The organism is Nostoc sp. (assembly GCF_036916975.1).
Lineage (GTDB): Bacteria > Cyanobacteriota > Cyanobacteriia > Cyanobacteriales > Nostocaceae > Nostoc.
On the sequence record NZ_JBALFF010000126.1, the window covers coordinates 129,277 to 148,597 of the forward strand.

Consider the following 19,321-nt stretch of genomic DNA (forward strand, 5'->3'; position numbering starts at 1 on the left):
GCTGACTAGCAGTTAAACGATTAACTCACCCACCACAAGGCCAGCAACTACCAAGCGCCATACTTGGGTAAAGTCCGTGTCGATGTTTGGATCGGTCCATTCGGATGCGTGGGCTGGATGGTGAAATCGAACCGTCGCTTGAAAGACTGCCTTCGCTGCTACCTGCGGATCTGTTACCTTAAACTCGTTACTGGAAATACCACTCTCGACGATCGCAGCAACTTGGCTTATCAGTTCAGCAATGTGAGCTTGAACTACCCCTCGCGCCTCTTGAGCGATCGCAGAATAGGTTGCAAACAACTCTGGCTCGTTCAGAACTTTTTGACGTTTCAGAGTCATGAGTTGCTCAAACCATCGGTGCAACCGTTCAACGGCGGAACCCTGTTCTTGGGCGATCGCTGCTAATGGTGTAGAAACCCGATGCAGCCAACGTTCTGCTACCGCATCGCGCAAGGCAGCCTTGCTGGGAAAATGCCGATAAATCGTGCCGTGGCTCACCTCTAAAAAGCGAGCCACATCAACGACTGTTGCCTTTGCCAGACCGTAACGGCGCAAAACCTCTTCGGCAGCGTCGAGAATCCGCTCCGGTGTCAAAGCTGAATCATTCATTTCTTTTCACTATCCAACATCCGCATTTGATCTGGATCATAGCGATCGCCAGCTACGGCATTTAGTGGCACTGCTGTTTCAATCCGGGCGAGATCATCCTTGCTTAAGTGTAGATCCAATGCACCGAGTGCTTCATTCAAGCGATCGCAACGCCGCGCCCCAATCAATGGCACAATGTCCTTCCCCCGCGATAACACCCAAGCAATTGCCACTTGAGCAACCGTCGCATTCTGTTCTTGGGCAATCAGGCCAAGGGCTTCGACTAGCAATAAATTGCGATCTAGATTCTCTCCAGAAAAGCGGGGCAGATGTCCGCGAAAGTTATTAGAGCGTTCTTTCGACCAGTGACCGCTCAATAATCCCTGTGAAAGGACTCCATAAGCGGTGACAGCAATTCCCAATTCCCGCACAGTCGGGAGAATTTCATCTTCAATGCCACGACTCAGGAGCGAATATTCAATCTGAAGGCAAGCGATCGGATGAGTCGCATAAGCACGCCTAATTGTATCTGCACCCATTTCAGATAAACCAATCTGGCGAACATATCCAGCTTTCACCATTTCGCTAATCGCCCCAACGGTGTCTTCAATAGGCACTCTTGGATCGAGTCGGGCTGGCTGGTAAAGGTCGATGTAATCGGTTCCCAGTCGTTTTAATGTATAGGCAAGTGAAGTCTTCACGGCTTCAGGACGACCATCGAAGCCAATAAATTTACCGTCAGGCGATCGCAATGCCCCGAATTTAACAGCAATGAAAACATCTTCCCGCCGCCGTCCTGCTAGGGCTTCGTGTAGCAGCAGTTCATTGTGTCCCATGCCGTAAAAGTCGCCTGTATCCAGTAAGTTAACGCCTGCATCAAGTGCTGCATGAATTGTTGCAATACTTTCTTGGCGATCGGCTGGGCCATAAGCATCAGACATGCCCATACAGCCAAGCCCAAGTGCTGATATTGTTGAACCGTTTTTTCCCAGTTGACGTGACAACATAGCAAGTTTTCCACTGTGGTGATACAACTATGATACTGAATAAATAACAAAAATCAATATCTGTCATTCAATATTTGTTAGTGCCATCCAAAACGGTGAGTATCTGTTGAACAAGAGGCAAGGGGCAGGGGGAAATGACCCCATCCTCTCTGTGCAAGATTGGATGAATAACTTAGTTAGGACTTACGCATTAGGTACGAAATGTAGGGGCAATTCATGAATTGCCCCTACGGGAAATCAGGGCTTTCACTGCCTTGAAAGCGTAAGTCCTGTTAGTATCCAAAACAGGCATAACCCCGCAATCAATTTCTAGTCATTTGGGTAATTTTATTCAGATTGCTGATGATAATTTAGATTTTGTAGCAGCATTCCTAGATCAAACTACTAATTACTACGAACATAGAGGAATTAAAACTGTCGCTCGCACCTTGATTTTGCAAGCTTATACTTGCGCCCTGTGTTATCAGGGCTATTTCATTCTCATCTAGCCCGCCTCAGAATGAATTCACCAGGCGTATAGCTAAAGTCGTCTAAAGACGACTGAGAAAAGATTAAAGTCAGTTTTAACGGACTTTAGTTATGAGCCGCAAAACTGAGCGTCATTACGAATTATCTTGACACTTGCGCTACGATATCCCCTATTGCCTTTGTGCAATGTATATGAGGAGTAGTACAGGTCAAAAACATGACGGAAGAATTCAATACGCAGGGTGCAGATAATCTGGTTGCGATCGCTGCTCAATTCGCTAGGCTGAGGAAGGTTACAGACGTTAAAGCTTTTGGTAGTGGTAATATCAATGACACCTTCTTAGTAAATCTAGATGATTCAAAAGAACAATATTTTGTCTTGCAACGCATCAACACGCAGGTATTCCGGCAGCCACAACTGATTATGCAGAATATGCGTACCTTCACTGAGCATGTTCGCAAACGGTTACAACATACACCTCTGAATCGTCGCTGGGAAGTGCCACGCGTACTGTTGACTAAGGATGCTCAAGACTACTGTACGGATGCAGACGGCTCCTTTTGGCGGGCGATCAGCTTTATTGAAGGCTCCCAGTGTTTCGATACTATGCGCGATCGCTCACATGCGAAAGAAATCGGTTATGCCTTGGGAATGTTCCACAATCTGATCAGCGATTTGCCACCAGAAAAACTCGCCGATACCCTTCAAGGATTTCATATTACACCGCTTTATCTCCAACATTACCAAGAAGTGTTGGCGAAAACTAGTGCGTGTCAATCTTCGGAAGTTAATTATTGCTTGCAGTTTGTTAGCGATCGCCAAACCTTTGCACATATCCTAGAAAATGCCAAAATTGAAGGCAAGCTACCCTTACGTCTGATGCACGGCGATCCAAAAATCAATAACGTCATGTTTGACACTGCTACCCTGCAAGCCGTCAGCGTCATCGACCTCGACACCGTTAAACCCGGTCTGGTACATTACGATATTGGTGATTGCTTGCGATCGGGTTGCAATCCAGCGGGAGAAGAAACTGAGAATTGGGATAGTGTTTATTTCGATACCGACCTGTGTCAGGGAATCTTACAAGGTTATCTCTCGGTAGCAAAGGCGTTTCTGACTGAGAATGACTACGCATATATATATGATGCAATTCGTCTAATTACTTTTGAGCTAGGATTGAGATTTTTTGCTGATTATTTAGCAGGGAATGTCTACTTTAAAGTTAAACACCCAGAACATAATTTGGCCAGAGCGATCGTCCAGTTTAAGCTTACCGAAAGTATTGAATCTCAAGAAACGCAAATTTGTAATATTATTAAAGATATGAAATGAACAATCAGACATTTTCTCTACAACCCTTTCTTTCTACAAAATCCCTGCCTAATTTGAAAATTGCAGGTAATATTGCCAGAAATGGTAATCAACTTGCCATCCGCTATATGCTTGAGGACGATTTAAAAGAAATTGCAATCGTCCCACTATCAAATACTCCATCACGCAAGCATGAACTTTGGCAAGACACCTGCTTCGAGTTCTTTCTTGGTGTCAAAGATTCTGCACGGTATTGGGAATTTAACCTCTCCCCCGCCGGACACTGGAATGTCTATCGCTTTGATGGATATCGTCAAGGAATGCAAGAGGAAACAGCGTTTGAAAACCTATCGTTTAATGTTCAAAATCAAGCTGATAGTTTAGCACTGGCTCTAAATGTCGATTTGGATAAAATTATCTCTGTCAAGCAAGCTATTGAAGTTGCCATTACGACTGTCATCAAAGATAGAGATGGTGAGGTCACTTACTGGGCGTTAACTCATAAAGGCGCGGAGACTGACTTTCATTTGCGAGACAGTTTTATTGTTAAGTTCTGAGTTATACCTAAAATTAATATGGGAATACTAGTAGGGTATCGACTCCTAAGTGTGAAGCACTCGGAATTGAGATTGCTGAACACGATTGAAGGAGTTCAATTTGTTGAGGACTGAACGTGAGTACGATCAAAGTTATTCTCATCGCTTTTATCTTGATATCTGCTATTGTGGCGTGGTGGAAAGCTGGCTTCAGATGCCCTATCTACATTCACGCGATCGCGGGTTTAGCAACCACTTTGGGATTTTTTATAACTAACAATATTGATCCGAGTACAGATGTAAATCAATGGTGGCTATTAGGAAAATGGTGGATTGTTCTAATTATGCCAGCTTTTGTATACGGTGGCTTTGCAGTTTATGGAGGTGGTATTTACTCTAAGAAAGATTGAGATTTTGATAAGTAAGTAGGCGAGAATAAAGAAAACTAAGTTAAGTAGGGAGGGCTAAATGAACTCAAAATATAACTTTCAATACTTTCAAGGGAGTTCTCTTTCTGATCTGTTTGCTCAAGATATTACAGATGCATCTTATGGGTTTATTTTAAATTACCCTGCAACGGCCAGTTGGGCTGCTTATCCCAACCTGAAAAAATATTTTATTCAAGATGGCAGTAGTGAAGCCACCAAAACCTCCTTCGACAAGATTTGTCAGAAAGAACCTTGGAAAAATCTGGCTGTATTAGGCGATCGCATTCCAGGAATTGTGATTATACCACCGCCAAAGTCGCTGCTTGAATATTGGCAAGAGCATTTCGGCTTCAGCTACTCCAATAGGTCAATGATGGATCGCTTGACTTATTTGGATGACCTCAGCCACAGCGATCGCTTAGACAAACTCATTAGTCTATTTCCCTTTGATCACCTCAAGCCTGAAAAACACGCTGTTGATCCAGACACTCATTACCGCTTACTCAGCAAAGTAACCCTAGCCGAATTGGGGGTGCAATGTCCGAAATACGAGAGCTATAATCTGCACCAAGTCAATATTGAAGACATTCAATTACCACAATTTCCATATTTAATTAAAACCTCCCACGGACTCTCAGGAGAAGGCACTTATATTATCAAAAGTCCCAGCGATTTGAACTACTGCCTTGAAGAAATTAGGAAATATCTTGATATTAAGTTGCTGGATACGATTATTGTCTCGGAGTTCGTCAAGAATGAAGTGCAGAATTATTGCGTACAGTTCTATATTAACAAACTAGGAGAAATAACCCTCATCGGCACTACCACCCAACTCGTCACTCCAGAAGGCAACTATTTAGGGGGACTGATTGACTACCGCAACACTGACATGAGCAAGTTCTTTGAGATGATTGCTAACGTTGGTCAGTATGCTCACAAACAGGGTTATTTCGGCGTGATTGGCTTTGATGTCCTAGAAGACCAAGACGGACAATTTTATGCCATAGATGCCAATTTCCGAGTCAATGGATCGACTCCGTTGTGCTTGCAGCGTAATACCCTAGTGGGATTGGGAAAGGGAGTAGCTAAATATTCCAGTGATTACCGCATGGAAGGTACGCTGGATTCAATTTTAGTCGCCTTAAAACCAGAACTAGATCGCAAAGATTTAATCATTCTGTCGGCTTTAGAGAAAATCAAATACGGAAAAATCAACACAGATATTTATGCGATCGTTACTGGAGAAAATATCCAACAAATGCAGCATATCGAGCGTAAATTACAGGATAAGGGATTACAATGGCTTCCTTAAAATGCACCACTGCTAACCCCTGCCCCTATTAATATAGGACTTACGTAAAATATCTCTCCAACTCTTATTTCTCCGTGTCCTCTGCGCCTAATAAGGTTCGTTATTCCGTAACTTTTGCGTAAGTCCTATAATAGTTAAAAACTTATTCCTCAACTTCAATCAGATTAGATGACTGCCTGATGGGAAACAAAACTCGCATTAGCTGACTCACTGGTACTGAGCGCTGCTCTTGAACAAAAACCAAAGACACAAGTGCAGCCATTCGTAATAAGCCTGAGAGAACAAACAGCCCCAGCAAACCCGCAGCACCAGGCAGAGTTGCTAGACAGCTGCCAACACTGATACCGATTGCTCCAGTTATACCAGCGATCGCACCTGCGATCGCAAAGTAAGCAGATTGATAACGCACGGGTGATATTCCCATCATCATATTGTTGGTACACAAATCAATTGCCGCCCACGTCCCGCCAGTTAGTATATGCAACAAGGGTAACCAGATCCAAAAAGAAATTTGATCGCTTCCAACTCCTAGCCACAGCAGAGGTGTCACCGCAACCAAAACTCCCACTAATAGCAGTAGCGGACGATTCCCAATTCGGTCGGCCAGTTTCCCCCACAAAAGCAGCATTAACATGTTCGCACCAGTTCCTAAACCGTGATAAATCGTTACCACACTAATATCTATATCCAGGTTATCCAGCATATAGAGGTTAAAGAAGGGAGCGCTAATGTTAACAGCAAAGCACCAGATGCTCAGGTAAAGGACAAACTTGCAAAAATTACCATCTTTGAGAAAGCTAAAATCTATACCCTGATACTGCGTTTGAGATGTGTCTGAAGCCGAGGCTTTTAAAAGCTGTGGATTTACATCCGTCATCCAGAACTGACACATTTGACTGATTAATCCCAGCAAAATTCCTAAAACCAAGACTGCACCATAGCCTTCAACTGTTCCACCAGGCCAAACCGATACTGCTAAACCTAGCAACGGCACAGCAATAAGGTTAGTCAAGCCGAGAATGCTATTGCGAAAACCGAAATATCGCCCCCGCAAACGCTCAGGTACTAATACAGCAGACCACCCAAGCCAAGGCGCACGACCGAAAGCTTCAATGATATTACTTAGTAAGAGAATTCCCAATGTCAACTGCACTACTTGGTATCCAGCGATATCAGATGAAGTAACCAAGACAATCGCTGGCAAAAGAATCAACCACACCAACCGGGATGGAATGAAAATAGACAGGAAATACGAGCGAAAGCTGGTACTTCGGTTCACCAAATACGCTCCCAGAGGTTGCAGCAGATTCACAATCTGAGGGATAGCGGCCAGTAGACCAATTTGTACTGGCCCAGCCCCTAACTCTAGCAAGAAATTAGTGAGCAACGCCCCGCCGATGACACTATAAAAAAGCGTAGCAAAGACACTCTCATAAGTTAGCGCTTTAAGGCTTTTGCGAATTTCTAGCTTAGAAATTTTCAAAAACAGCTTCGGAGTTGGAAAAAGCACCTTCTCCGTTAATGCCCTATCCTCTGAGACTTCATGAATGGGGACAGGGAAAAGAGAACTAGCCTCTACTGAAATGTCATCTTCTTGGGACTGAACCATGTTATCTAATCAATATTTGAAGAGTTAAAACAATTCGCAATTCGCTTTTTCGCCCATTCGCAATTACGTTTTGTGACGGGGATTTAAACCCCGACACAAAACACGCTGCTTGTAGAAACAGGGGACTTAAACCCCCAAAATTGGTTAAATTGTTATAGCTACTATTAGCTATAATTAGTAAAACTTATATAATGTTTCATCAATAAGCTTTAACGCATTGCAATTCCTTACTTGGGCAAAAGACTAGAGTGTGTTTTCTAAACTACTCGTTCGTTTAGCCTGCTAAATTTTTAGATACCCCTAAATCCACGCCACTTGCTGCTTGTACCGCAAGATAGCGCTGACTCTCCTTAAAAAGCCTTCATCAGAGTCTTTTAAAGTCCCCCAATTTATCGGGGATTGGGGGAATCTAAGACTTTAAAAACGCGCCCTACCCTAGTTCATAGTAAATATTGGCTATAGGCTGCTTTTGCAGAAAAAACAGGCATCATATAGCTGGGCTTGGGCTTCTAATCAAAAAAGCCAATTTATTGACATAAATTTAATTTTATGTATAGAGATTTTGCTAAAAGCTTCCTTATATATATATTTTTAGCAGTTAAATAATATTTTGTGGCAAAAAAATAATTTATATTTGCCAAATTCCCTCTTAAGAATTAATACTTTTGCAGAGGAGTCTTAAAATTTAGCTGGCACTAGTACACACAGACATAAATTATGCTGAATTTATATAACCAATAGTTAGGATTGGGGTTTAAGTTGGAGTTCTTTGAGTACTTTTACTAGATGACATGGAGATAGAATTTCCATTCCGACGCTGTTTGTCTATTTAACCTGCTAATCAGGGCGATGGTAAATAACTAATATATAACCAATTGCATAAGCCTTGAGGAAATTATTCACTGGAAATTTCTATCGTGAGGTATCATTGCTCATCTTACCGAATGTGCAACGATGGGCTATGCCCCGCCGGAGCGCAACATCAGTAAAAAACTTATGGTACAGACAGAAATTAACGATATATCGGCAGATAGCTCTTTAGTTGATCCCGAAAAAGACCTACTAGGACATGCGAACTTTGCCAAGTATCTAGCGGATAGTATTTGCAAAATGACCTATCCTGAAGGTTTCGTTATTGCAGTTTACGGTTGTTGGAACTCTGGCAAATCTACATTATTAAACTTTGTAGTTCACTATCTTCAGCAAAAGCCAGAGGAGGAGAAACCAATCATCGTTCCTTTTAATCCCTGGTTATTGTCTGGACACGAAAATATCACAAGGCGCTTTTTTGACCAATTAAAAAACGTTTTAAGCCAAGAGTCATCTGTCCCAAAAGGTTTGAGGGAAAGAGTAGCTGATTTTGCCGCGATTATTTCAGATATTCCTCTACCTTATGCTCAAACTGGTAAGGCATTAGCAGCATTATTGGACGATAAGGACAAAGAAGCTGCCGAATTAAAAGAAGAAGTAGAAGACACGCTAGTACAGCAGCAGAGGCGAATAGTTATAACCATTGACGATATTGATCGGTTGGCTGCTGAAGATATCAACCAGTTATTTCGTATTTTCAAAGCAATGCGAAATTTTACTAATCTTGTCTATCTGCTAGTTTTTGATAAAGAAATTGTCATAAAAAAAATTGCAGATACTAAAGAAATATCTGGAGAAGCATACTTAGAAAAAATTATTCAAGTTAGTTTTGAGTTACCTGTTCCTAATAAAAGCTCACTTCGCAGGCTACTTTTTGCAAAGCTCGATCGTATATTTGCGGAAACTCCAAAACAACAAATTAACCAAACTCGCTGGGGTAATATTTATTTTCAAGGAATAGATCACTTTATTACTAACATCCGCGATATTGTTCGTTTGGTTAACACTTTAGCAGTGACATATCCAGCAGTAAAAAATGAAGTAAACCCTGTTGATTTCATTGCTATTGAGTCTTTGCGAGTCTTTTGCCCAAAGATATATAGTATAATTCATCAGAATCCTCATATTTTTGTAGGAAAGGTAAACCTTTCAATAGACGAACTCAAAAATCTTCTGAATACCTGGATTGCTCAACTGCGAGATGAGGACAAGCAGGCCGTTAAAAACCTGTTGATGCACCTTTTTCCTAAGTTTAAATTCATTTTTGGTAATACTTATCTAGATGAAAAGCAATTGGAATGGCACGAACAACTACGTGTGTGTAGTTTAGAAATATTTCCTATTTACTTTCGTCTGTCATTATCAGTAGGTGAGTTATCTAATATTCAGATAAAAATTATCCTTGGTTTGGTTGAAAATACAGAGAAATTTAAAAATTATCTGATAGAACTTGCTAAACAAAAACTTCCAAACGGCACAACGCAAGCTAGGGTGTTTTTAGAACAGCTAGAATCCACTGAAGAAATTCCTGTTAATTATATCCCTTCAGTTGTAGAAGCTTTGTTTGATGTAAGCGAACAATTATTATCTCAAGATGATGAATCTAATAGCATTCTTGCTTTTGACAATGAAGTTATCATTAGTCGTTGTATCTCACAACTCTTGCATCAAATTAATGAAATATCACGGTTTAAGTTGCTAAAAAAAGTAATTACCCAAGGGAAAGGATTACCAATAATTAATCATGGAATTGCAACACTAAAAGAACAACAAAGTCAATATAGTACAGATAAATCTAACTATGAAGAAAAATGGCTTGTGAACGCACAGCACCTCAAAGAACTAGAAGAAATGACTAACAAAATATAGGTAAAAACTGATACAAACTAGGTAGGGGTAATTAAATATAAGATCAAACCTCACCCTCAATCCCTCTCCGATGTTTTGGAGAGGGAAGCCGGATAGAGGGTAAGGAGAGGGAAGCCGGAGCTAGGGTGAGGTTTTATATTTAATTTGACCCACTTACTTAGCTATAAATAATATAAAATATGGATTTATTTATATAGCAATCCGTGCAGGAGTTATGAACAAAAAGATGCCCGACAACTTTTACGAAGTCGGGGATCTGAGCCTATCGGTAGAGAGAAAATAAATTCTTTTAGAGACAATTTTGTTTACTTCTAAAGAAGGATTTATTGCTAAAAAGTTTATTGTAAAGTAATGTTAAAGGAATTAATTTTGTTTTTAGTTTAACTAAAACTACGCTTGCTATTGCTAAATGAATTATTCAAGCAAAAACAATTCATTATTTTTTTAAGGAGTAACATTTATGCAATTAAAGCCAATTAATCAACAGGTTGTTTCGGTTGTTGGAGCTTCTAGTGGTATCGGACGGATTACAGCTATTGAGTTTGCTAGACGCGGGGCAAAAGTTGTAGTTTCGGCTCGTGGTGAGTCAAAGCTAAAGTCTTTAGTGGAAGAGATTCGCGGCTTTGGCGGCGAGGCCACTTATTGCGTAGCTGATGTAGAAGTATTTGAGCAAGTTAAGGCGATCGCAGATAAAACTGTGGAAGTATACGGGCGACTTGATACATGGGTACATGTCCCCGCTATCGGCATCTTTGCCACTTTCGACAATACAACACCAGAAGAGTTTAAGCATGTGATTGATGTCGATCTGATGGGACAGGTGTATGGTGCAATGGCGGCCTTACCCCATCTGAAGCGGGAGGGAAGGGGAGCATTGATCCATGTTTCTTCAATGGAAGGTAGGCGATCGCTACCCTACCAAAGTGCTTACTCGGCAGCCAAGCACGGGGTTGAGGGCTTTATCGAAGCAATGCGCGTTGAGTTGCAACATGAAAAATGGCCTATCAGTGTCACAAGTGTAAAGCCAGCAGTGATTAATACCCCCTTCTGGAATAATGGCTTGACGAAATTAGGGGTAAAGCCTACCGGCATACCACCTTACTATGAGCCTAAACTTGTAGCTGATGCTATCCTCTATACAGCCGAACATCCAACTCGTGACTTCTTGGTTGGGGATGTAGCTAAAATATTAGATTTGGTACAGCGCGTCTCACCATCATTAGTAGATTCAGTGTTACTGCTCGTGGGTTTCAATTTACAACATACTTCCGAGCCGAAATCGGAAGATGCATCAAATAATTTTTACCAACCTGTTGCTGAAGACGAAAGAGTTAACGGAGATTTTGGTAACTTAGTTATACCTAGTGTTTCTGACTGGCTAGATAAAAATCCGCTTCTCCAGTGGGGTGCGATCGCCGGTACAGCAGCATTAGCGTTGTTAGTAGCTCAAGTATTCAAAGAGGAAGGATAAATGCAGTAGCTCGCTCTTAAAAAGGGTTCGGTGGTGTAAATAAGTAAAATTTAGAGTTTATCGAATAGCCGAAAGAAACCTCACCCTGGTTTTACTACGTAAAACCTGTCCCTCTCCTTAGTAAGGAGAGGGATGTGCGTTAGGAGTGTTTGAGGTTTTAAGGAGTTTTAGTTGACATACCTCCTCGTCCAGCATGAGCGAGGATTCCTTGACGCTTCACAGAAACCTGCTACTAAGTAGTCTTACAGTCTCTCCACGTCCGTTTAAAGTCTCCCAATGCCCTATGGCGACTTACATAGATTTTAACTTAAAGCCGTCCTTTATGACGGGGTTTTTACCCAAATTTTCGATAAACAAGATGACTTGTGTAAACTACCGTAACTGATAGATTGGAGGGTGAGGGAGGATCAAGCTTTAGCAGAACGAAGTACACTAATAAAGTTTTGAGCATAATTCTGGGTTGAGAAATCGAGGGCGCGTTGTCTGGCAGCTATTCCGGCATTTTGGGCAAATTCTTGCTCGTCAAGATAACGGAGAATTGCGATCGCTAATTTCTCTGCATCACCGTAAGGTGTTAATAATCCATTCATGCCATCGGTAATAATCTCCGTGGGGCCGCCCGCATCACCAGCAATCACAGGTTTACCCAGCGCCATCGCCTCAATAATCACAATCCCAAACGGCTCTTTATCTGATGCATGAACGAATACATCCATCGCCTGTACCCACTCCGGGATATTACGCTGTAGCCCAGCCATAATTACCTGCTCTTTCAAACCCAAGGCGGCGATTTCTGCTTTTAAGAAGTCCTGATAATCTGGTTCTAAATCGTGCTTACCGCCAACCACCACACAATGAGCATCAGGATATTTCTGTAAAATTTTAGGCATTGCTTGCACCAGTACGTGCATTCCCTTCCATCGTTGCAATCGCCCAACAATTCCAATTAACGGCCCGTGTAAAGGTAAGCCCAACTTCCGCCGTGCTTCTTCTGGAGATGGCAAAGCATTAGGCTCAAATCGGTCTAATGCGACACCAGGATAAACTAAAGGTGTTGGTCTGTGAGGCCAAATCTCTGCCTGTGCTTGCTTGCCATCTTGGGAGAGGGTGATAATTGCCCGGGCTGGGATTAAAGTAGCGATTCGTACCAACCAAGTTTTGTCACTAGGTACTTCTAGCTGATACCATACAGCAGGTAACCCTGCCAGCATCGCTGCCAAACCTCCAGATATATGCGTGATCCACATCCAATTGACAATTATATCTGCACGTTCGCGGCGGGCGATCGCAGCTATCCGAAAAACGGCGGCAATAAAACGGTGGATTTGGCGTAAACGTCCACTTTCCACAACTCGCGCATCAATACCGAGGGATTTTACTTGTTCTACCATTGGGCCGTCTTCTAAAAATATCACTAGCCACTCAACGCCAGCATTACGTCCCTGTTGCACCAAATCCCAAAGCATCATTTCACCGCCACCTCGTTGCTCGGCTAGTGGCATTACAATAATTGCTTTCATAATATATTAGTCCTATTTAAGTAAGTGAGCGCAAATAATCATCACTGGTTCGTAGTTGCGCTTTAGCGCTAAAGCGCAACTACGAGCCAAATACAGAGATTTTACTTTTCGTTACATAGTTTGATTTTATCTTGCCTACCTATTTAAGTTGTAAGATTTTGTTGTTTAACTAACCAAAAAAAATAATTTGTATCCAGTTAAATATTTTCGGATTAATTCATAATTCATACTTCTTTTGATGTTGATAATACTTATGTCCGGCCATAGCCATAGCTAAAAATCCCCAAAGAATCATTCCTGCCACACTTAACATACCGCTACCGATAATTAGCTGTGTAGAAGAACTGATCCCAATAGCGCGGGCAGCACTGAGAAAACTATCGAAACGACCTTCACTATAACTGCTGACACTAATAATTAAAAAAATTAATCCACCCATATAAAAAATAGCTCCAAACCAACCAAGGGTGAAAAACATATCTAAAATGCCACTATCAATTACCACCACTTCAATTTGACCAGTTTTTTCATTAACTTTCCAAATATTTCCTAACCCGTTGCCTAAACCGTTAGAAAGGGCTAAACCAAGGTTTTTATCGTAACTTCCCGATCTATCTTTAAAACTGTTATCTTCTTCAAGATTAGAAAAAGTTTGTAAACGGGCTGCTAGAACCCCTGCAATTGGCTGGATGGTTGTCAATGGCACAACACAAATTGCCATCACTACAATTATGATGATTAACCGCATTTGAATTCTGGCTTTGACTGAACCCACGATCATAATTATTCCTAATAACCAGCCTCCCCAATTAGTACGTGCTTGTGTCAACAGAAAGGACAGGTAACCAACAACTGAAGCAGGAAAAATTAAGTTTCCTGAACTGGTAAATAACAACAACAACCCAGCTTGCATAACCGAACCAAAGGGGCCGACTGAGTGCAATGTACTCCAGACGCGCATCCCGAAAGGTACAGGGTTTCCAGAACTCATGAATAGTTTTGATTGGATGAGCCAGTATTTATCCCATTCAGGAGCCACGACGAATTGATATACTCCATAGGCTCCTAAAATCAACACACACCACAAAAATGTTCGCTGAAAGTTCTGGCGATAGCTGGGATAATCTCGCCAGTTGATAAATAAGTGAAAAGCGAAAATGATCGGACTGAGCCAATCCATCAGCCCGCGGGCTACGGGGATTGGTGGGTTATAAATCAGACCGATTAAAAAGCCATAGAAGACTCCGATAAAAGCCAAAACAAACGGCAAGCCCCCTTGACGTGAGGCGCGGGGAAAGTGTCGTAAAAATGTTGCTATAGTTACAAATACTACTAAATAGGGTGCTATGAGCATCTGACGGGTAGCATCCCAGCCCACCCGATAGTCAACCAAGCGGGTAGCTAAGGGCGTGAGAAACCAGATCCACCAGGTAAAGCTGATGTAGAGAATGGGATGCCGCAAGTATAAAAAGATGGCTACTATTAAAGCTGTCACCGGGTAAATTAGGCGCAATGCAGCAGTAGCACCAGCAAAATAGCAAACTACAGTCAGTAATATAAAGCCTGCGATCGCCATCCAAGCCTGTTGCGATCGCTCCTCTGGAGAATAGCTTTCTTGTAAAAAACTATTGAAAAGTATCTGTCTAGAATTCATTCAATTTTAGATTTTAGATTTACCAATGATCACTAGTGGTCTGTCTCATTAAATTTGAAGGATAAGAGAACGAACCACAAAGGACGCGAAGAAAGAAAGAAAGAAAGAAAGAAAGAAAGAAAGAAAGAAAGAAAGAAAGAAAGAAAGAAAGAAAGAAATTTAAATTTTATTCATCTATCAGAATTAATGGGACAGACCACTAGAGTTAAGAATAAATTGAATTCATTACGAATTACGAATTACGAATTACGAATTACGAATTGTTTATATCCTTGCCAACGTCCCCGCCAGGATGCAAGTAATTTTTTGCCCGCTAACTGTCCTTGGCTAGGTAAAAATCTCAGCCATTGGACTAAACCCAAACTATCGCATGTACCCACGAATACTGCCCATAATAAAAATATAATTCGGCGGATAAATGGCAGATGCTCTAGTAAAATTAAGGTTTCATTATGGACTAAATTAATAAAGGCAATTTCATTAAAGTTATTTCGCTGATCTTCATCAAAACGTTTTGCTGGATAGTGGTCTACAGCAACATTAGGATCGTAAATTATCTTCCATCCAGCCCGTTTTAATGTCAGAGTAAATGCCATTTCAAAATGTACCTGCGCTCCAGTGCCACGCATCCGCTCGTCAAAGCGCATTTGTCCGATGGCCTCTTTACGAAAACTCATGTTTACGCCTTTGAGAATATCGACTTCACGCGGTTCTCCCACTCCCAGGTGATGGTTGCCAATCACTCGCCCAAACCACTGCAACTGTCCCACTACTGGGCGGGATTCGTCTTCTAATTTGCTACCGTGGTATATCCAATCACGCCCGCCAAGACCGCCAAGACGACTATCACAGGTAAAGTAAGCGGCAATGCGCTCTAACCAATCGGGGTGAGGTGCAGCATCATCATCAGTAATGGAAACAATATCACCCTCCACTGCTGCTAGTCCGGCGTTGAGGGCTGCGACTACCCCCGGTTGTGTCACTTTCACGGTATGCAATGGCAAGTTGTGCGCTTTGAATTGGGCGAGAAATTCCCAAGTTTCTGCATCGGTGTCACGGACAACCACTATCACCTGAGCAACGGGTTTAGTTTGCTCCTGTAGCGCCAAAAGGCAGCGTGATAGGTCTTGTGGACGGCGATAAGTCGGTATCAGAACCGTGTTCCGCATTCTTGCTTAACTCCTCGAATAGATCCACATAAGTTTGTGCCATAGTAGTCCAGCTATGTTGTTCGGCTACAGAACGAGCTGCTTTGCCCATTTGCTGCATCAACGGGATATCGCTCACCAAGGACATCAACGCCACAGCCAAAGCATCAATATCATCTGAGTCGGGTAAGACGATGCCACATTCTGGTGTCACCAACTCACCGCCCCCGGTGGCTGTGGCAGTAATTACTGGTAGTCCTGAAGAAAGTGCTTCTAACAATACGAGGCTGCAAGCTTCGTATCGGGAAGGAAAAACAAATAAATCTACTGCTTGCATAATTTGGGGGATATCACGGCGAAATCCCACAAAATGCACGCGATCGCTTAACCCTAAAGATGCTGCTAATTCTAAGAAAGGGCTACCTTCGGTGTGTCCCACCACCGCCAAATGTAAATCGGGAACTTTCGCCAAGGCGTGCAACACTGTATCTAAGTTCTTTCTGGGTGTGCGGATATCTCCGGCGAACAGTGCTAGGGTAACGTTTTCTGGTAAACCTAATTTTTGGCGATTGCTTTGGCCAGGAGCAAACTCTTCTAAATCAACGCCATTGACAATTACACGAATCCGAGAACGCGGCACACCAATATTAACTAATTCCTGCGCTACCTTTTCGGATACAGCCACGACAACCTGCGCTTTTTGGAAAGCCTGTTTTTCCCAACGCGCATTAAAAGCCGTAAACAGCCATTGATAGAAACCATACAAATCTCGACGGTTGCGGGAAATATGCACAGGCGATCGCAACCATGAACTGTGAACAAAATGTACAGCATTCACATCAGCCGCAGCCAGATTAATTGCTCCATTAACTTTAACTAAATCAATCTCAGAGCGATGTTGACGTAACCAATCTGCACTTTTTTGGGCAAATATAAAATTCCGCACAAATTCTGTCGGATAGCTTTTGACTGGAATTTTAATCCAATTAACTTGACTATTATCTTCTAATTCTGGTGCAACTTCACTAGCTAATAATGTCAATTGATGACCACGACAAATTGCTTGTTGAGCAACTTCGTAATTTACCCGCCCCTGGCCATCACCTTTTTTTATTTTATGAGTAACAATACAAAGTTTCATCAACTACCTTACTTGGTAAAATAACCTATAAAAAAGACGCAAAGTAAAAATCTTATTCTTATTACCTCTATGTCTCTGTGGTTCGTTAAAAAAATCTACAACTCAAACATGCTAACTCTATTATTTAGATAATCCTATTAATTTATCTGCAACAACTCGCGGACTAAAACTAACACTAAGTGCCACTATAGTTCGCAAATCAAATTTTTGTTTATTCAACACTTGCCAAAAATAACGACGTGCTGCTGCTATCTGTTCACTTCGTAGCAAACCAATTCCTAAAGTAGTATTAGCTTCTAACCATTTTTGTTGAAAGTAAGTCTTAAATTGCTGTAACCGAACATCTTCCATAAACACTTGATAACAAAAAATTTCGCTTTTAGCTTTGCGGATTTTTGCCTGTACATCTCGACTACCACTGAGCATAGTATCAGTTTGCTCATGGGTACGATATCGCGTTAGTCTTTCTGGATAGTAGTAAGCGCCATAACCAGATATACAACAGAGATAAGTTAAATATAAATCCCACATTCCGCCAGCTTCTGAGGGCATACTATCCCAATCGATAATATTACGAATTACACAAGATGCAGCAGTAGGTATGCTTTTATCTACCAAGCCAATTTTATAAAAAGGTTGATGAATTCCTTTTGCTAGTTTGTCTCGCTTATAACCGCGTGTATTTTCTTCACTTCCAGCATGATTAATTATGCTATTAGCATCTATAATATATTGGTCGCAAAAAGCAAGAATTAACTCAGAATTTGCTTCTAGAGGTGGTACTAGCTTTGCTAAAAAATCTTCATTCCAGATATCATCATCATGGAGACTAGCGACATATTTACCTTGCGCCATCTTGAAGCCATGTTGCTGATTAGCAATCATCCCCACATTTTGCTGATGTCGCCAAAATCTGATGCGTGAATCACCAAAAGATGCGACAAGTGCTTGAGGATTTTCTAGACTACAATTATCAGAAACAATAATTTCGATATTTTGATAAGTTTGTTTTATAGCACTAGCGATCGCTTGCTTGAGATACTCTGGTCTATTATAGGTGGGGATAACAACACTAACTAAAGGCTGTTGAGATTCTTCAGACAATGACATAGTTTTTTCCTTTATATTTTATAGGTAAATTTTTATTACATTAAGCTTATTTGGCTTGAGGAATGCTATATATTTTTTTTGGAAAAGCAAATTCAGTTATTGTTTTTGCATAAATTGTTCTGAGATTATTTACATGAGCATTCATGGTGAATTCTTTCATTAATAAAGCATGACCTTGTTCGCCCATCTGTCGGCTTTTTTCATAATCTCCATACAAATTATGAATAGCATCCGCCAGCTTTTTGATATCATTCCCTGGAACAAGAATACCTGTTTCTCCATCTCGCAAATGTTCTGGAATTCCTCCTACTGCACTACCAATTACAGGCCGATAACGAGAGTATGCTTCTAGGGTTACAAGACCCGCAGGTTCAGGCCAGACGCTAGGGAAGATGACTGCAAAACACTGCTCGTAAAGGTTATTTAATGTGTTGCGATCGCACCAACCATGCCAAGTAATCCGGTTACTTAATCCGAGTGTATTTGCTAACCTTTCTAACCGTGGTCGTTCCCAACCTTCACCTGCAATATCAAGTTGAATTTGCGGATTTGTATGTATTAAGGTTTTAAGTAGCCATTCCAGACCTTTATCAGAAACAATCCGTCCAGCAAACAAAATTCTATGATTTTGGTGGATATCTAAACTCAGGGGTGCGGTTGTTATTTGTGGTATAGAGATGCCACAGTGCAGCGTTACAATTTGCTCAGGGGTTACACCATTTTTAATCAACTCTTGACGCACGTATTCGCTATTAGCAACAAAAGTAATTTTTACCTTTTTTAAGACATCTAATAATTGATGAGTAATTTGAAGTTCTTTAAGAGTTTTTAAAGGTCTACGGCTACCACATTTATCTGCTAATTTACCCCAGGTACAACCTAAGTAAGAGAAGTTGCGATCGCAGATTGTTCGCTGTCCAGCTAAATATTTTGTGCCACTAGGGCAGTACAATGAGTGATTATGAATGCTGAAAACCGTAGGACACTCGCCTGTAAGCTGCAAAAGTAAATCTGGGCTGTGGAGGTGGAGTAACTTAAACTGGCTTTGGTCAACATTCTTAAGTGATTTTATCACGCGATCGCTAACTTCAGGTGGTCGATGTTCAAACAGAGAAGCTAAATAAGTTTCAACACCTCCGCCCTCACCTACATCAAAATTGGAGCATTGATAAATCAGGTCTTTTTCAAAAATACCCCTGTACAATTGTTCATTATTTCGCTTGGCATCATTGATTGAGTTAACCATTAACCACCATTTTTTTTACGTTTTTACTA

Annotated in this window: 16 protein-coding genes; 7 read left to right on the top strand and 9 right to left on the bottom strand. The window is 41.5% G+C overall.

Annotation, left to right across the window (positions count from 1 at the left end; genetic code table 11):
- Positions 1 to 12: 12 nt before the first annotated feature.
- A complete protein-coding gene (locus V7K73_RS29075) occupies positions 13 to 609 on the bottom strand; it encodes a TetR family transcriptional regulator (protein ID WP_334885454.1) in 597 nt (198 codons plus the stop codon).
- Positions 606 to 1,595, bottom strand: coding sequence for an aldo/keto reductase (locus tag V7K73_RS29080; RefSeq protein WP_334885455.1), 990 nt, complete (start codon positions 1,593 to 1,595; stop codon positions 606 to 608). Before V7K73_RS29080 ends, V7K73_RS29075 begins: the two co-directional genes overlap by 4 nt.
- A gap of 317 nt (positions 1,596 to 1,912) precedes the next feature.
- Here V7K73_RS29080 and V7K73_RS29085 point away from each other — a divergent pair, with 317 nt between their 5' ends.
- The 5 genes from V7K73_RS29085 (at position 1,913) to V7K73_RS29105 (ending at position 5,654) form a co-directional block, all read left to right on the top strand.
- Positions 1,913 to 2,083: a hypothetical protein gene (locus V7K73_RS29085; RefSeq protein WP_334885457.1), complete on the top strand. Its 171-nt coding sequence runs from the start codon at positions 1,913 to 1,915 to the stop codon at positions 2,081 to 2,083.
- Between the two features lie 197 nt (positions 2,084 to 2,280).
- Positions 2,281 to 3,399, top strand: coding sequence for a phosphotransferase enzyme family protein (locus V7K73_RS29090; RefSeq protein WP_334885458.1), 1,119 nt, complete (start codon positions 2,281 to 2,283; stop codon positions 3,397 to 3,399).
- Positions 3,396 to 3,935, top strand: a complete 540-nt coding sequence (locus tag V7K73_RS29095; protein ID WP_334885460.1) for a DOMON-like domain-containing protein — start codon at positions 3,396 to 3,398, stop codon at positions 3,933 to 3,935. Before V7K73_RS29090 ends, V7K73_RS29095 begins: the two co-directional genes overlap by 4 nt.
- A gap of 116 nt (positions 3,936 to 4,051) precedes the next feature.
- Positions 4,052 to 4,324, top strand: coding sequence for a hypothetical protein (locus V7K73_RS29100; RefSeq protein WP_334885462.1), 273 nt, complete (start codon positions 4,052 to 4,054; stop codon positions 4,322 to 4,324).
- Between the two features lie 58 nt (positions 4,325 to 4,382).
- Positions 4,383 to 5,654, top strand: coding sequence for an ATP-grasp domain-containing protein (locus tag V7K73_RS29105; protein WP_334885464.1), 1,272 nt, complete (start codon positions 4,383 to 4,385; stop codon positions 5,652 to 5,654).
- Between the two features lie 142 nt (positions 5,655 to 5,796).
- Here V7K73_RS29105 and V7K73_RS29110 read toward each other — a convergent pair whose 3' ends face one another.
- Positions 5,797 to 7,263: an MFS transporter gene (locus V7K73_RS29110; RefSeq protein WP_334885465.1), complete on the bottom strand. Its 1,467-nt coding sequence runs from the start codon at positions 7,261 to 7,263 to the stop codon at positions 5,797 to 5,799.
- Between the two features lie 996 nt (positions 7,264 to 8,259).
- Between V7K73_RS29110 and V7K73_RS29115 the strand changes: the two genes are divergently transcribed.
- Both V7K73_RS29115 and V7K73_RS29120 read left to right on the top strand, forming a co-directional pair.
- Complete coding sequence (locus V7K73_RS29115) at positions 8,260 to 10,002, top strand: KAP family NTPase (protein ID WP_334885467.1); 1,743 nt, start codon at positions 8,260 to 8,262, stop codon at positions 10,000 to 10,002.
- A gap of 460 nt (positions 10,003 to 10,462) precedes the next feature.
- Entirely contained in the window at positions 10,463 to 11,473 is a 1,011-nt protein-coding gene (locus V7K73_RS29120) for an SDR family oxidoreductase (RefSeq protein WP_334885469.1), read from the top strand.
- A 407-nt stretch (positions 11,474 to 11,880) separates the two neighbouring features.
- On the opposite strand, the gene V7K73_RS29125 is transcribed toward V7K73_RS29120, so the two are convergent.
- From V7K73_RS29125 to V7K73_RS29150, 6 genes are all read right to left on the bottom strand, one after another.
- Positions 11,881 to 12,993, bottom strand: coding sequence for a glycosyltransferase family 4 protein (locus V7K73_RS29125; protein ID WP_334885471.1), 1,113 nt, complete (start codon positions 12,991 to 12,993; stop codon positions 11,881 to 11,883).
- 217 nt (positions 12,994 to 13,210) lie between these two features.
- Positions 13,211 to 14,647: an O-antigen ligase domain-containing protein gene (locus V7K73_RS29130; protein WP_334885473.1), complete on the bottom strand. Its 1,437-nt coding sequence runs from the start codon at positions 14,645 to 14,647 to the stop codon at positions 13,211 to 13,213.
- 239 nt (positions 14,648 to 14,886) lie between these two features.
- Positions 14,887 to 15,816, bottom strand: coding sequence for a glycosyltransferase family 2 protein (locus tag V7K73_RS29135; protein ID WP_334885474.1), 930 nt, complete (start codon positions 15,814 to 15,816; stop codon positions 14,887 to 14,889).
- Positions 15,734 to 16,936, bottom strand: a complete 1,203-nt coding sequence (locus V7K73_RS29140; protein ID WP_334885476.1) for a glycosyltransferase family 4 protein — start codon at positions 16,934 to 16,936, stop codon at positions 15,734 to 15,736. Before V7K73_RS29140 ends, V7K73_RS29135 begins: the two co-directional genes overlap by 83 nt.
- Positions 16,937 to 17,056: 120 nt before the next feature.
- Entirely contained in the window at positions 17,057 to 18,046 is a 990-nt protein-coding gene (locus tag V7K73_RS29145; RefSeq protein ID WP_334885478.1) for a glycosyltransferase family 2 protein, read from the bottom strand.
- Between the two features lie 46 nt (positions 18,047 to 18,092).
- Positions 18,093 to 19,292, bottom strand: coding sequence for a glycosyltransferase family 4 protein (locus V7K73_RS29150; RefSeq protein WP_334885480.1), 1,200 nt, complete (start codon positions 19,290 to 19,292; stop codon positions 18,093 to 18,095).
- Positions 19,293 to 19,321 lie beyond the last annotated feature (29 nt).